The sequence below is a fragment of the Streptomyces corynorhini genome (assembly GCF_003346515.1).
In the GTDB taxonomy this organism is placed as follows: Bacteria; Actinomycetota; Actinomycetes; order Streptomycetales; family Streptomycetaceae; genus Streptomyces; species Streptomyces corynorhini.
Genome location: NZ_QQNA01000030.1, coordinates 15,324 through 28,510, shown reverse-complemented (window position 1 = coordinate 28,510; position 13,187 = coordinate 15,324). Strand labels below are relative to the sequence as shown.

Here is a 13,187-nt window from a genome sequence, read left to right as displayed (position 1 = left end):
CGCACGGCGGACCCGAGTGAGGCCAAGGTCATATCGACAAATCGGCAGAGATCTGTTTGATTCGCGTGCTTGCCGTCCTACCCTCCCGGAACCAGCGCATCCGTACAGTAAGCACAAGGGGCGAAGGGCACACGACTATGCAGGGCACCATCGACGGATTCAGCTACGGCCTCGTCACACCCGTGGCGGCCTTTCTCATGGCCTGGCTCGGCGCGGCGCTCGGCCTGCGCTGCACCGTGAGATCCCTGCGCGCCCGCAGCTCCTGGAAGCCGGGCGGACTCGCCCTCGGCGCGGCCTCGATCGGCTCCGGCATCTGGACCATGCACTTCATCGCGATGACGGGTTTCTCCATCGCGGAGGCGCCGATCGGCTACGACGCGCTGACGACTTTCGCCAGCCTGGCCGTGGGGATCGTCATGGTCGGGATCGGGATCTTCATCGTCGGCTACCGGGGCTCGACGCGGATGGCGCTGGTCACCGGCGGCATCATCACCGGTCTTGCCGTCGCCACCATGCACTACCTGGGCATGGCCGGGATGCGGGTGAACGGGCGCGTCGACTACGACATCGCGACCGTCGCCCTGTCCGTTCTGATCGCCGTCGGCGCCGCGACCGCCGGGCTGTGGATCGTCGTCTCGCGCCGCGGCTTCCTGGCCGGCCTGACCGCCAGTCTGGCGATGGGCGTCGCACCGACCGGCCTGCACTACACGGGGATGGCCGCCGTCCACGTCCACCTGGCGGACGTCAACAGCGCCCCCGGCGGGGAACCGGCCGCCGACCTGCTCATTCCGATGCTGATCGGCCCGGCGGTCTTCCTGCTGCTGGCCGGGGTGGCCGTGCTGTTCGACCCGTTCATGGTGGCCGGCCGGGACCGCGCCCAGGAGCGGAGCCGGGAGGAGGAGCCCGCCGCACCGGGCGTTCCCGGTCCGTGCGGGCAGACGGGAGTGCCCGCGCAGCGCACCCGGGCACGGGCCCCCCACCGCGAGTCCGCGGACCGGGCCGCGGCCCGCTCCGCCCGGCCGCGCAGCGGCTCCCAGGACCTCCACGACTGGTGAGCCGGGCGCTGCTCCCGGGGGCGGTCCGCCGCCGGGGACCCCCGACTGTCGGTGCGGGGTCGTACGGTGGATCCATGCGGCCCGTTTCCAAGATCGAACGTACGGTGGCGCCTTTCGAGGTCGTCAGCTCCTACCAGCCCAGTGGCGATCAGCCGACGGCCATCGCCGACCTGGAGCGGCGCGTCCGCGCGGGCGAGAAGGACGTCGTCCTGCTCGGCGCGACCGGCACGGGCAAGTCGGCGACCACCGCCTGGATGATCGAGAAGCTCCAGCGGCCCACCCTGGTCATGGCGCCGAACAAGACGCTCGCCGCCCAGCTGGCGAACGAGTTCCGCGAGCTGCTCCCGAACAACGCCGTCGAATACTTCGTCTCCTACTACGACTACTACCAGCCCGAGGCGTACGTCCCGCAGTCGGACACCTACATCGAGAAGGACTCCTCGATCAACGAGGAGGTCGAGCGGCTGCGCCACTCGGCGACGAACTCGCTGCTCACCCGCCGTGACGTGGTCGTCGTCGCCTCGGTCTCCTGCATCTACGGCCTCGGTACCCCGCAGGAGTACGTGGACCGCATGGTGCCGCTGAAGATCGGCGCGGAGATGGACCGCGACCAGCTGCTGCGCCGCTTCGTGGACATCCAGTACACGCGCAACGACCTGGCGTTCACGCGAGGCACCTTCCGGGTGCGCGGCGACACCATCGAGATCTTCCCGGTCTACGAGGAGCTGGCCGTCCGCATCGAGATGTTCGGCGACGAGATCGAGGCGCTCTCCACACTGCACCCGCTCACCGGCGAGGTCATCAGCGACGACCAGGAGCTGTACATCTTCCCCGCCAGCCACTACGTGGCCGGACCCGAGCGCATGGAGAAGGCCGTCAACGGGATCGAGCGCGAGCTGGAGTCCCGGCTGGCCGAGCTGGACAAGCAGGGCAAGCTGCTGGAGTCCCAGCGGCTGCGCATGCGCACGACGTACGACATCGAGATGATGCGGCAGATCGGCTCCTGCTCCGGCATCGAGAACTACTCGATGCACTTCGACGACCGCGGCCCCGGCTCCCCGCCCAACACCCTCCTCGACTACTTCCCCGAGGACTTCCTGCTGGTCATCGACGAGTCCCATGTCACCGTGCCGCAGATCGGCGCGATGTACGAGGGGGACGCCTCCCGCAAGCGGACCCTCGTCGACCACGGCTTCCGGCTGCCGTCCGCGCTCGACAACCGGCCGCTGAAGTGGGAGGAGTTCCAGGAGCGGATCGACCAGACCGTCTACCTCTCCGCCACCCCGGGCACCTACGAGATGTCCCGCTCCGACGGCTTCGTGGAGCAGATCATCCGCCCCACCGGGCTCATCGACCCGGAAGTCGTCGTCAAGCCCACCGAGGGCCAGATCGACGACCTGGTGCACGAGATCCGCGAACGCACCGAGAAGGACGAGCGCGTCCTGGTGACCACGCTCACCAAGAAGATGGCCGAGGACCTCACCGACTACTTCCTGGAGCTGGGCATCCAGGTGCGCTATCTCCACAGCGACGTCGACACCCTGCGCCGGATCGAGCTGCTCCGCGAGCTGCGCGCCGGGGAGTACGACGTCCTGGTCGGCATCAACCTGCTGCGCGAGGGCCTCGACCTCCCCGAGGTCTCGCTGGTGGCGATCCTCGACGCGGACAAGCAGGGCTTCCTGCGCTCGGGCACCTCGCTGATCCAGACCATCGGCCGGGCGGCGCGCAACGTCTCCGGGCAGGTCCACATGTACGCGGACAAGATCACTCCGGCGATGGAGCAGGCCATCGACGAGACGAACCGCCGTCGCGAGAAGCAGATCGCGTACAACACCGAGCGCGGCATCGACCCCCAGCCGCTGCGCAAGAAGATCAACGACATCGTCGCGACCATCGCGCGCGAGGAGGTCGACACCGAGGCCCTCCTCGGCACCGGCTACCGGCAGACGAAGGACGGCAAGCCCGCCAGGGCTCCGGTGCCCTCGCTCGGCGCGAAGGCCGGCCGGAAGGCGGGCGCGGCGGGCGCGGTGGTCACGGACCGCCCCGCGGCGGAACTGGCCGGGATCATCGAGGAGATGACCGACCGGATGCGGGCCGCCGCCGCCGAGCTGCAGTTCGAGGTGGCCGCCCGGCTGCGGGACGAGGTGGGCGAGCTGAAGAAGGAGCTGCGGCAGATGAAAGAGGTGGGACTCGCCTGACCCGCCGGGACATCCGGTGTGTCGCGGGAAGGCCACAGAACCGGGCCGGGTCTGCCGCGTCGCGCACGCGCCTGCGTAAGGTTCCGCACAACCGCACACGGACGGTTGCGGGGGACCGGTCGAGAAGGGGAGAGCGCGTGGCGGACGTGACGAAGGGCAGCCCGCCCGGCGGCCCTGGGGTCAATCTGGCCAAGGGGCAGGCCATCAGCCTGGAGAAGACCGGCGGCGGCACCCTGGCCGCGGTGCGGATGGGGCTCGGCTGGCAGGCCGCGCGGCGCCGGGGCCTGTTCGGCTCCCGCACGCGCGAGATCGACCTCGACGCCTCGGCGGTCCTCTTCGCCGAGAAACAGCCGGTCGACGTCGTCTTCTTCCGCCACCTCGTCAGTGACGACGGCTCCGTGCGGCACACCGGCGACAACCTGGTCGGCGGAGCGGGCCTGGGCGGCGACGACGAGGCGATCCTCGTCGACCTGGAGCGGGTCCCGGCCCATATCGACCAGATCGTCTTCACGGTGAACTCGTTCACCGGCCAGACCTTCCAGGAGGTGCGGAACGCGTTCTGCCGCATCGTCGACGAGACGAACGGCCAGGAGCTGGCCAGGTACACCCTCGACGGCGGCGGCCAGTACACCGCGCGGCTCATGGCGAAGGTCCACCGCTCGGGCGGCGGCTGGCGGATGACGGCCCTGGGCACCCCGGCCAACGGCCGCACGTTCCAGGACCTGATGCCCGCGCTCCTGCCGCATCTGTAGCCACGGCCCCGCGGCCACGGCCCGACAGCCGCACGCGGTCCCCGGCGACCGGTCGCCGCGCGCGATCCACCGGGGACTGCCACGATGACACCCTGAATAGCGTTTTGCGCCAAGTGGCGCGGAAGCATCGGTCCCAACGTTGCTGACCTGCGGTTTTGGGACTCCTTTACCTTTCTCTTTACCTTCTCTTGGTTTTTGCTGTAGTCTTCTCCGCAGCGGAGGGGAGTACTCCCACCATCGCGACGTACCCGTCAATACGGACCGCCACCGGTCCCGGGGCGTCGGCCCGGGACGCGGCTGAGCCGCTCGGGTGGAGGAGACCTCCGGCAGCGGACAACGCTGATCAGTTGCCGTACCAAGCCGGAGGACCAGTGGACGTCTCGTTGAACCTGTGGGTGCTGACCATTCTCGGTCTGTCCGCCCTGATCGCCGTCGACTTCTTCATCGGGCGCAAGCCCCATGACGTGTCGATGAGGGAAGCCGGTATCTGGACCGTCGTCTGGATCGCCCTCGCCGCGCTGTTCGGCCTCGGCCTGATGCTGTTCGGCACGGCGCAGGCGTCCGGAGAGTTCTTCGCGGGCTTCATCACCGAGAAGTCACTCAGCGTCGACAACCTCTTCGTCTTCGTCCTGATCATGGCGAAGTTCTCGGTGCCCACCCACCTCCAGCAGCGCGTACTGCTGATCGGGGTGCTGATAGCCCTGGTCCTGCGGGCCGTGTTCATCGCCGCCGGCGCCGCCATCATCGCCAGCTTCTCGTGGGTCTTCTTCATCTTCGGCGCGTTCCTGATGTACACCGCCTGGAAGCTCATCCAGGAGGCGCGCTCCGACGAGGAGGAAGAGGAGTTCGAGGAGAACCGTCTCCTGAAGTCCATCGAGAAGCGCTTCGGCGTCGCCGACCGCTACCACGGCACCAAGCTGTTCATCCGGGCCAACGGCAAGCGGATCCTGACCCCGCTGATGGTGGTCATGCTCGCCATCGGCACCACCGATGTGCTCTTCGCGCTGGACTCCATCCCCGCGATCTTCGGCCTGACCCAGGACCCGTACATCGTCTTCACCGCCAACGCGTTCGCCCTGATGGGGCTGCGCCAGCTCTACTTCCTGATCGGCGGCCTGCTCAAGAAGCTGGTGCACCTCAGCTACGGCCTGTCGGTGATCCTCGGCTTCATCGGGGTGAAGCTGGTGCTCCACGCGCTGCACGAGACCGGGGTGCACGTCCCCGAGATCTCCATACCGGTCTCGCTGGCCGTCATCTGCGGCGTGCTGGTGATCACCACGATCACCAGCCTCATCGCCTCCAAGAGGCAGGCGGAGCGCGCGGCGGCCGAGGCGGACGGCGACGAGGGGAGCCGGGGCGGCGAGTCCGGCAAGGACAGCATCCAGGTCTGACCCACGCGGTCAGAAGCGCGGGGCGAGTGCCGGAGCCGCCACTCGCCCCGCGTGCCCGGGTCACCGGACGGACGGCCGCCCGGGGGCCCGGCCGCCCGTGACCTGGCCGCCGCCCCCGCGGCTACCAGCCCCGCTCCCGCCACTCGGCCAGGTGCGGGCGCTCGGCGCCCAGCGTGGAGTCGTTGCCGTGGCCCGGGTAGATCCACGCCTCGTCCGGCAGGGCACCGAAGATCTTCGCTTCGAGCCCGTCCAGCAGGCTGGTGAACCCGGCCGGGTCCGTCGTCCGTCCCGGGCCGCCGGGGAAGAGGCAGTCACCCGTGAAGACATGCGCGTGACCGTGCGGGTCGTCGTAGACCAGCGCGATGGAACCGGGGGTGTGGCCCACCAGGTGCAGCGCCCTGAGGCTGCTCTCCCCGACCTTGACGGTGTCCCCGTCGTCGACCGGTACGTCGGTGGGGACGGGGATGCCCTCCGCGTCGTACCGGCCCGCGTAGGTCGTCGCGCCCGTGGCGGCCACGACCTCGGCGAGTGCCTGCCAGTGGTCCCCATGGCGATGGGTGGTGACGACGGACGCGATGCCGTCGTCGCCGATCAGGGTCAGCAGGGTCGGCGCGTCATCGGCCGCGTCGATCAGCAGCTGCTCGCCGGTTGCCCGGCAGCGCAGCAGATAGGCGTTGTTCTCCATCGGCCCGACGGCGACCTTGGAAATCATCAGGGCGGGCAGTTCGTGCACGTCCGCCGGTCCGCCGACCTTCACCGCTCCGCTGTATGTCATGCCGCGCAGCCTATCGCCGAGGCCCGGCCACTCGGCTTCTAGAGCGGCGGGAGTACGGGCAGCCCGCCGCCCGCGCAGTCCAGCGCGGCGCCGTCCCGCCGGCCCGCCAGCCACCCCAGCAGATCGGGGGCGGAGCCGGTCACCGCGAGGGCGGTTCCTTCCTCGCGGCCGGTGCGCCAGGTGCCTCCGCCGGGGGCCGCCAGCGTCAGTGAAGGCACCTCGGGGTTGCCCGAGAAGCGCTCCGTCAGGAAACCGATCTCACGTCCGGTGAAATCCTCGGACAGATCTTCGAGTTCCCGGCCGACCCCCAGATCGACATGGTGCAGCTCGATCTCGATCCAGCGCCGGAACGGCACCCGCGCGGCCAGGTCCGTCACACCGTTGCGCAGCGCGACCACCCGGCTCCAGTCGGCGGGCCGGGCCGCGGAATGCCGGAAGCGGTCCGCGGTGTTGCGTACATCGTCGAGCTGGACGGCGAGGGGTCTCGGTGCGTCCCGCTCGATGTCCGCGTCACGGGTCGAGCTGTCCGGATACATGGGCCGGCCTTCGAGGACGTTCGTCAGTGCGTCCGCGTTGCGGGCGATGTGCGCCAGTACATGGCCGCGGCTCCAGCCCGGCAGCCGTGACGGCTCGGCGACGGCGGCGTTGTCCAGTGCGGCGGCCGCGCCGAGGAGTCGTTCGGTCGCTTCCCGTAGGGATTCCAGGTCACGCGCGTGATCGATCATGCCGTCGACGATAGCGCCGCCACTCGATCGGGTGAAGACGACCGAGGGCGGCCATAAATCGAATGCACGTGCTATAAGCTCGGAAGAGGCATCCTGGCATGTAGGCAATCCGATCCGGGCGCTCCCAGGCCCGGCTCCGCAGCCCGGCGGACCACCGCTTGGCGATTCATTCGTTCCGGCGATCCCCGAGGTCCGGACCCGACAGGTCCGGCCGGGGCTCTGCCCCTGTCTCTCTTCAGAAAGGTGCGGACCGGCGTGGCCGACCGTCTCATCGTCCGTGGCGCGCGCGAGCACAATCTCAAGAACGTCTCGCTCGACCTCCCGCGTGACTCACTCATCGTCTTCACCGGGCTCTCCGGGTCGGGCAAGTCCTCTCTCGCGTTCGACACGATCTTCGCCGAGGGGCAGCGCCGGTACGTGGAGTCGCTCTCCTCGTACGCCCGGCAGTTCCTCGGCCAGATGGACAAGCCGGATGTCGACTTCATCGAGGGGCTCTCCCCGGCCGTCTCCATCGACCAGAAGTCGACCTCGCGCAACCCGCGCTCGACGGTCGGCACGATCACCGAGGTGTACGACTACCTCCGGCTGCTCTTCGCCCGCATCGGCAAGCCGCACTGCCCCCAGTGCTCCCGGCCGATCTCCCGGCAGTCGCCGCAGGCCATCGTGGACCGGGTCCTGGAGCTGCCCGAGGGCAGCCGCTTCCAGGTGCTCTCCCCGCTGGTGCGCGAGCGCAAGGGAGAGTTCGTCGATCTCTTCTCCGACCTCCAGACCAAGGGGTACAGCCGGGCCAGGGTCGACGGCGAGACGGTCCAGCTCACCGAGCCGCCCACGCTCAAGAAGCAGGAGAAGCACACCATCGAGGTGGTCGTCGACCGCCTCACGGTCAAGGACGGCGCGAAGCGCCGGCTCACCGACTCCGTCGAGACCGCCCTCGGGCTCTCCGGCGGCATGGTCGTGCTCGACTTCGTCGACCTCCCCGAGGACGACCCCGAGCGCGAGCGGATGTACTCCGAGCATCTGTACTGCCCGTACGACGACCTCTCCTTCGAGGAGCTGGAGCCCCGCTCCTTCTCCTTCAACTCGCCCTTCGGCGCCTGCCCCGACTGCACGGGCATCGGTACGCGCATGGAGGTCGACCCCGAGCTGATCGTCCCCGACGAGGACAAGTCCCTCGACGAGGGCGCGATCCACCCCTGGTCCCACGGCCACACCAAGGAGTACTTCGGCCGGATGATCGGCGGCCTCGCCAAGGCCCTCGGCTTCCGTACGGACATCCCCTGGGCCGGACTGCCCCAGCGCGCCAAGAAGGCCCTGCTGCACGGGCACAAGACGCAGGTCGAGGTCCGCTACCGCAACCGGTACGGACGCGAGCGCGCCTACACGACCCCCGCCTTCGAAGGCGCGGTCTCCTTCGTCAAGAGGCGGCACACCGAGGCCGAGAGCGACACCAGCAGGGAGCGCTTCGAGGGCTACATGCGCGAGGTGCCCTGCCCGACCTGCGCGGGCACCCGGCTCAAGCCGATCGTCCTCGCGGTCACGGTGATGGACAAGTCCATCGCCGAGGTCTCCGCCCTGTCCATCAGCGACTGCGCCGACTTCCTCGGCAGGCTGACGCTCAACGCGCGCGACAAGAAGATCGCCGAGCGGGTGCTCAAGGAGGTCAACGAGCGGCTGCGGTTCCTGGTCGACGTCGGCCTCGACTACCTCTCGCTCAACCGCGCGGCCGGCACCCTCTCCGGCGGCGAGGCGCAGCGCATCCGGCTGGCCACCCAGATCGGCTCGGGTCTGGTCGGGGTGCTGTACGTCCTGGACGAGCCCTCCATCGGCCTGCACCAGCGGGACAACCACCGGCTCATCGAGACCCTGGTCCGGCTCCGCGACATGGGCAACACCCTGATCGTCGTGGAGCACGACGAGGACACCATCAACGTGGCCGACTGGGTGGTCGACATCGGCCCCGGCGCGGGGGAGCACGGCGGCAAGGTCGTGCACTCGGGCCCCTTGAAGGGGCTGCTGGCCAACAAGGAGTCGATGACCGGCCAGTACCTCTCGGGCAAGCGGTCCATCCCGACCCCGGACGTCCGCCGCCCGGTCGACCCGGCGCGTCGGCTCACGGTGCACGGAGCCCGCGAGAACAACCTGCGGGACATCGACGTCTCCTTCCCGCTGGGCGTGTTCACGGCGATCACCGGAGTCTCGGGCTCCGGCAAGTCGACGCTGGTCAACGACATCCTCTACACGCATCTGGCGCGCGAGCTGAACGGCGCGAAGTCGGTGCCGGGACGGCACACCCGGGTCGACGGCGACGACCTGGTCGACAAGGTCGTCCATGTCGACCAGTCGCCCATCGGCCGTACGCCCCGCTCCAACCCGGCCACGTACACCGGTGTCTTCGACCATGTCCGCAAGCTCTTCGCGGAGACGATGGAGGCCAAGGTCCGCGGCTACCTCCCCGGGCGCTTCTCCTTCAACGTCAAGGGCGGCCGCTGCGAGAACTGCTCCGGCGACGGCACGATCAAGATCGAGATGAACTTCCTGCCGGACGTCTACGTCCCGTGCGAGGTCTGCCACGGGGCGCGCTACAACCGGGAGACGCTGGAGGTCCACTACAAGGGCAAGTCCATCGCCGAGGTGCTGGACATGCCGATCGAGGAGGCGCTGGACTTCTTCGAGGCCGTTCCCACCATCTCGCGCCACCTGCGGACGCTCAACGAGGTCGGTCTCGGCTATGTCCGGCTCGGCCAGTCCGCGCCGACCCTCTCGGGCGGCGAGGCCCAGCGCGTGAAGCTGTCGAGCGAGCTGCAGAAGCGCTCCACGGGCCGTACGGTCTACGTCCTGGACGAGCCGACGACCGGGCTGCACTTCGAGGACATCAGCAAGTTGATCACCGTGCTGTCGGGACTGGTCGAGAAGGGCAACTCGGTGATCGTCATCGAGCACAACCTGGACGTCATCAAGACGGCGGACTGGGTGATCGATATGGGTCCCGAGGGCGGGAACGGCGGCGGTCTCGTCGTCGCGGAAGGCACCCCGGAGCAGGTCGCCGCGGTCCCCGCCAGTTACACCGGCAAGTTCCTGAGCGGCATCCTGGACGCCGAGCGGATCAGCGACGCGGCGGTCCCGGCGAAGAAAGCCACGGCGAGGAAGACAGCGACCAGGAAGGCCGCGGCGACCAAGCAGCCGACCGCGGCGAAGACCCCGGCGGCGAAGATCCCAGCCGCGAAGACCCCGGCCGCCGCCAAGAAGGCGGCCGGGAAGAAGTCCGCCACCGGCTCGCGCCGTTCCTGACCCGCGTCCGTCCCGTCCGCCTCACCGGAGGCGTACGGGACGGACGACGGCCGGGGCGTGCGCCCTACCAGGCGACGGGCAGCTCGTGGACGCCGTACACGAGCATGTCCTCCTTGAAGCGGAGTTCGCCGTCCGGGACGGTGGTGCGCAGGCCGGGGAAGCGCCGCAGCAGGGCCGGATAGGCGAGCTGCAGCTCGGCGCGGGCCAGATTCTGGCCGAGGCACTGGTGGCTGCCGTGGCCGAAGGCGATGTGGCGGCGCACCTCGGGCCGGTCGATGTCGAGACGGTCGGGGTCGGGGAAGACGGTCCCGTCCCGGTTCCCCGCGTCGTTGGCGAGGACGACTCCCTCGCCCGCGCGGATGACCGTGCCGGCGATCTCCACGTCCTCGGTCGCCACGCGGCGCCGCCCGCTGTGGGTGATGGTGAGGTAGCGCAGCAGCTCCTCCACGGCGTTGGCCACGCGAGCGGGGTCGTCGCTGTCGCGGACGACGGCGAGCTGTTCGGGGTGGTGGAGCAGGGCGAGGGTGCCCAGGGCGGTCATGTTCGCGGTGGTCTCGTGGCCCGCGCTCAGCAGCAGAATCGCGTTCTCGACCAGATACTCCCGGCCCAGTTCGCCGGTGCGTACGCGCTCCGCGACCAGGCTGCTGAGCAGATCGTCGGCGGGCTCGCGCTCTTTGACGGTGATCAGATGGTCCAGATAGTCGGCGAGTTCCCCGGCGGCGGCCCTGGACTCCTCCGCCGTGCTGGCGAGGGTGACCAGGGTGCGCGCGGCGCGCTGGAAGAGGCCGTGGTCCCGGTGGGGGACGCCGAGGAGTTCGCTGATGACGAGCGAGGGCATCGGCAGGGCGAACGCGCTCACCAGATCGGCAGGCGGTCCCGCCGCCTCCATCCGATCCAGGAGCCGATCGATGATCTCCTGGATGCGGGGCTTCATGGCGGCGACGCGCCTGACCGTGAAGTGAGCGGTGAACATGCGCCGTTGGTGATTGTGCTCGGGGTCGTCCTGGGCGATGAAGGGCAGCCGGTCGGGGGCGCGCCTGGCCTGGACGCCCGCGCTCTGGGCCGGGTGCCCCGGGCGGGTGACGTCGGCGCTGAACCGCGGATCGGCGAGTACGGCGCGCTGGTCCGCGTAACGGGTCAGCAGCCAGGCGACCTGCCCGTTCCAGAGCCGGATCGGGGAGACCGGCTCTTCCTCGCGCAGCGTCGCGTAACGGGGTGGGGGGTCGAAGGGGCAGCCGGACGCGCGGCTGAGCGGAAAGGTGGGGACGGCCGTCTCGGGCATGACGCTTCCTCCGGGCAGTAGGGGTGGCCGGTCGGTCGTGTGGATCTCAGGCGCTGACCTCGATGGCCGCCGCCGGGCACAGGGTCGCCGCCTCCCGCGCCCGGTCGAGGGCGCCCGCGGGCGGCGCGGCGTCGAGCAGGACGACGACACCGTCCTCGTCGCGCTGGTCGAAGAGATCGTCGGCCGCGAGGACGCACTGTCCCGCGGCGCAACACTTGTCCTGGTCGATCGCGATGCGCATGGGCCTTCTCCACTTCTCCGCGGATACCGGTTCTCCGCGGAGAACGGCGCGCGGGGCTGAAGTTAGTTACCTTAAGTAGCTTCTCCTTGATGCGTGTATGGGGCAAGTACGTCTTCGGCCAACTCCGCGCCGCCGGTCCCGGGGCCGCGCCGCGCGTGACCTCACCGCCCCGTCTGTCGCACCGCTCCGTTCTCGCGCCTCGGATGTCCCGCCGCGCCTCGGCCGTGTCTGACAAATCCCGCCTGGCTCGCGGCGTCTGGCACGCACGCTCGCTGCGTTGTCGGAGTCGCCCGAGTACGTCCAGTACACGGGCGATCCTCCGCCTTGCGATCGCACGCACCAGACGCCGCGAGCCCCGCCCTACGGGCGGACGGCGCCATTTGTCAGACACGGCCTAGGCGCCACCGCTCTCCGGCATGATGGCCGTGTGCACGGTTCATCCGACCGGACGGGACGCGGCATCGCCGAGCTGCAGGCGCTGCTGTCCGCGCTCGCCTACGACCTCACCCGTCCCCGGACCCACGAGCGGATCGTCGCCCTGGCCGGAATGCCGGTCGACCGTGCCGGGCTCGCTCTCCTGCGCGTGCTGGTGGAGGAGGGGCGGCCGCTGCGGATCGGACGGATCGCCGAGCGCCTCGGCGTCCGTACGCCCCATGTCACCCGGCAGGTACGGGAACTCGAACGGCAGGGCCTGGTCGAACGCGTATCGGAGCCGAGGGACCGCAGAGTGCAGCGCATCACGCCCACCCCGCTGGGCGCGGACACCCTGACACGCGTCGACCGCGCCTTCCAGGCGTCGCTGTCGGAGAGCCTCGACGGAGTGGCCGCGCACCGCATCGACGCCGCCGTGGAGGTGCTGCGGCGGATCTCCAGCCACCGCCGTACCGGCGGGACCGGCTCCGGCGGCGGCGCGGGGCGTGACGCCGGGAGCGACGCCGGGGACGACGCCGCCGAGGGCGGCCCCTGACCGGCCGCCGGGAGGGTATCGGTATCGTCAGGTATGTCACCGACCCCCTGAGCAGTGGAGACACCATGGCCGGCCCCGCAGCCCCTCGCCGTACCGTGCTGAAGGGCGCCGCCCTCGCCGGGATGGCCGGACTCGGGGCGGCGGCCTGCTCCACCGACTCGAAGCTCGGCCACGCGGAGACGCCCACGCCCACCGCGCCGGTCGATCTCGGCGAGGCGTCCGAGGTGCCCGTCGGCGGCGCCAAGCTCTACAAGGAACAGCGCGTGGTGGTCAGCTGCCCGGCGAAGGGCCGGTACAAGGCGTTCAGCGCGCAGTGCACGCACGCGGGCTGCCTGCTGGAGAAGCTGGAGGGCACCGTGGGGGACTGCCCGTGCCACGGCAGCAAGTTCGACGTCACCACCGGCGAGGTGCTCCACGGCCCGGCGACCGCGCCGCTGCCCGAGGTCCCGGTGACGGCGGCCGGCGGCAAACTCGTCGCGGGCCCGCGGAGCTGACGGCCCTGACGGCGGACGA

11 protein-coding genes are annotated in these 13,187 nt (G+C 70.0%); 7 read left to right on the top strand and 4 right to left on the bottom strand.

Annotated features, from left to right (window positions below; all coding sequences use genetic code 11):
• Positions 1-137: 137 nt before the first annotated feature.
• The 4 genes from DVH02_RS05245 (at position 138) to DVH02_RS05230 (ending at position 5,396) form a co-directional block, all read left to right on the top strand.
• Entirely contained in the window at positions 138-1,055 is a 918-nt protein-coding gene (locus DVH02_RS05245; protein WP_114622495.1) for an MHYT domain-containing protein, read from the top strand.
• Positions 1,056-1,129: 74 nt separating this feature from the next.
• The gene (gene uvrB, locus DVH02_RS05240) at positions 1,130-3,253 is read left to right on the top strand and encodes an excinuclease ABC subunit UvrB (protein WP_114622494.1); all 2,124 of its coding nucleotides are present in this window, start codon (positions 1,130-1,132) and stop codon (positions 3,251-3,253) included.
• 185 nt (positions 3,254-3,438) lie between these two features.
• Complete coding sequence (locus DVH02_RS05235; protein WP_114622517.1) at positions 3,439-4,005, top strand: TerD family protein; 567 nt, start codon at positions 3,439-3,441, stop codon at positions 4,003-4,005.
• Between the two features lie 371 nt (positions 4,006-4,376).
• Positions 4,377-5,396, top strand: coding sequence for a TerC family protein (locus tag DVH02_RS05230; RefSeq protein ID WP_114622493.1), 1,020 nt, complete (start codon positions 4,377-4,379; stop codon positions 5,394-5,396).
• A gap of 121 nt (positions 5,397-5,517) precedes the next feature.
• Here the strand turns inward: DVH02_RS05230 and DVH02_RS05225 are convergent, their stop codons facing one another.
• On the bottom strand, positions 5,518-6,171 hold the full coding sequence (locus DVH02_RS05225) for an MBL fold metallo-hydrolase (protein ID WP_114622492.1): 654 nt from the start codon (positions 6,169-6,171) through the stop codon (positions 5,518-5,520).
• A gap of 38 nt (positions 6,172-6,209) precedes the next feature.
• Positions 6,210-6,896, bottom strand: coding sequence for a maleylpyruvate isomerase family mycothiol-dependent enzyme (locus tag DVH02_RS05220; protein ID WP_114622491.1), 687 nt, complete (start codon positions 6,894-6,896; stop codon positions 6,210-6,212).
• A 255-nt stretch (positions 6,897-7,151) separates the two neighbouring features.
• Here DVH02_RS05220 and uvrA point away from each other — a divergent pair, with 255 nt between their 5' ends.
• The gene (gene uvrA / locus DVH02_RS05215) at positions 7,152-10,184 is read left to right on the top strand and encodes an excinuclease ABC subunit UvrA (RefSeq protein WP_114622490.1); all 3,033 of its coding nucleotides are present in this window, start codon (positions 7,152-7,154) and stop codon (positions 10,182-10,184) included.
• Positions 10,185-10,248: 64 nt separating this feature from the next.
• On the opposite strand, the gene DVH02_RS05210 is transcribed toward uvrA, so the two are convergent.
• Together DVH02_RS05210 and DVH02_RS05205 are read right to left on the bottom strand one after the other, a co-directional pair.
• The gene (locus DVH02_RS05210) at positions 10,249-11,466 is read right to left on the bottom strand and encodes a cytochrome P450 (RefSeq protein ID WP_114622489.1); all 1,218 of its coding nucleotides are present in this window, start codon (positions 11,464-11,466) and stop codon (positions 10,249-10,251) included.
• Between the two features lie 46 nt (positions 11,467-11,512).
• Positions 11,513-11,707 carry a ferredoxin gene (locus DVH02_RS05205; protein WP_114622488.1) on the bottom strand — a complete coding sequence of 65 codons (195 nt, stop codon included), beginning with the start codon at positions 11,705-11,707 and terminating at the stop codon, positions 11,513-11,515.
• Between the two features lie 427 nt (positions 11,708-12,134).
• On the opposite strand from DVH02_RS05205, the gene DVH02_RS05200 reads away from it, so the two are divergent.
• Together DVH02_RS05200 and DVH02_RS05195 are read left to right on the top strand one after the other, a co-directional pair.
• Entirely contained in the window at positions 12,135-12,674 is a 540-nt protein-coding gene (locus tag DVH02_RS05200) for a MarR family winged helix-turn-helix transcriptional regulator (RefSeq protein WP_233518042.1), read from the top strand.
• A gap of 65 nt (positions 12,675-12,739) precedes the next feature.
• Positions 12,740-13,168, top strand: coding sequence for a Rieske (2Fe-2S) protein (locus DVH02_RS05195; RefSeq protein ID WP_114622487.1), 429 nt, complete (start codon positions 12,740-12,742; stop codon positions 13,166-13,168).
• The last annotated feature ends 19 nt before the right edge of the window (positions 13,169-13,187 follow it).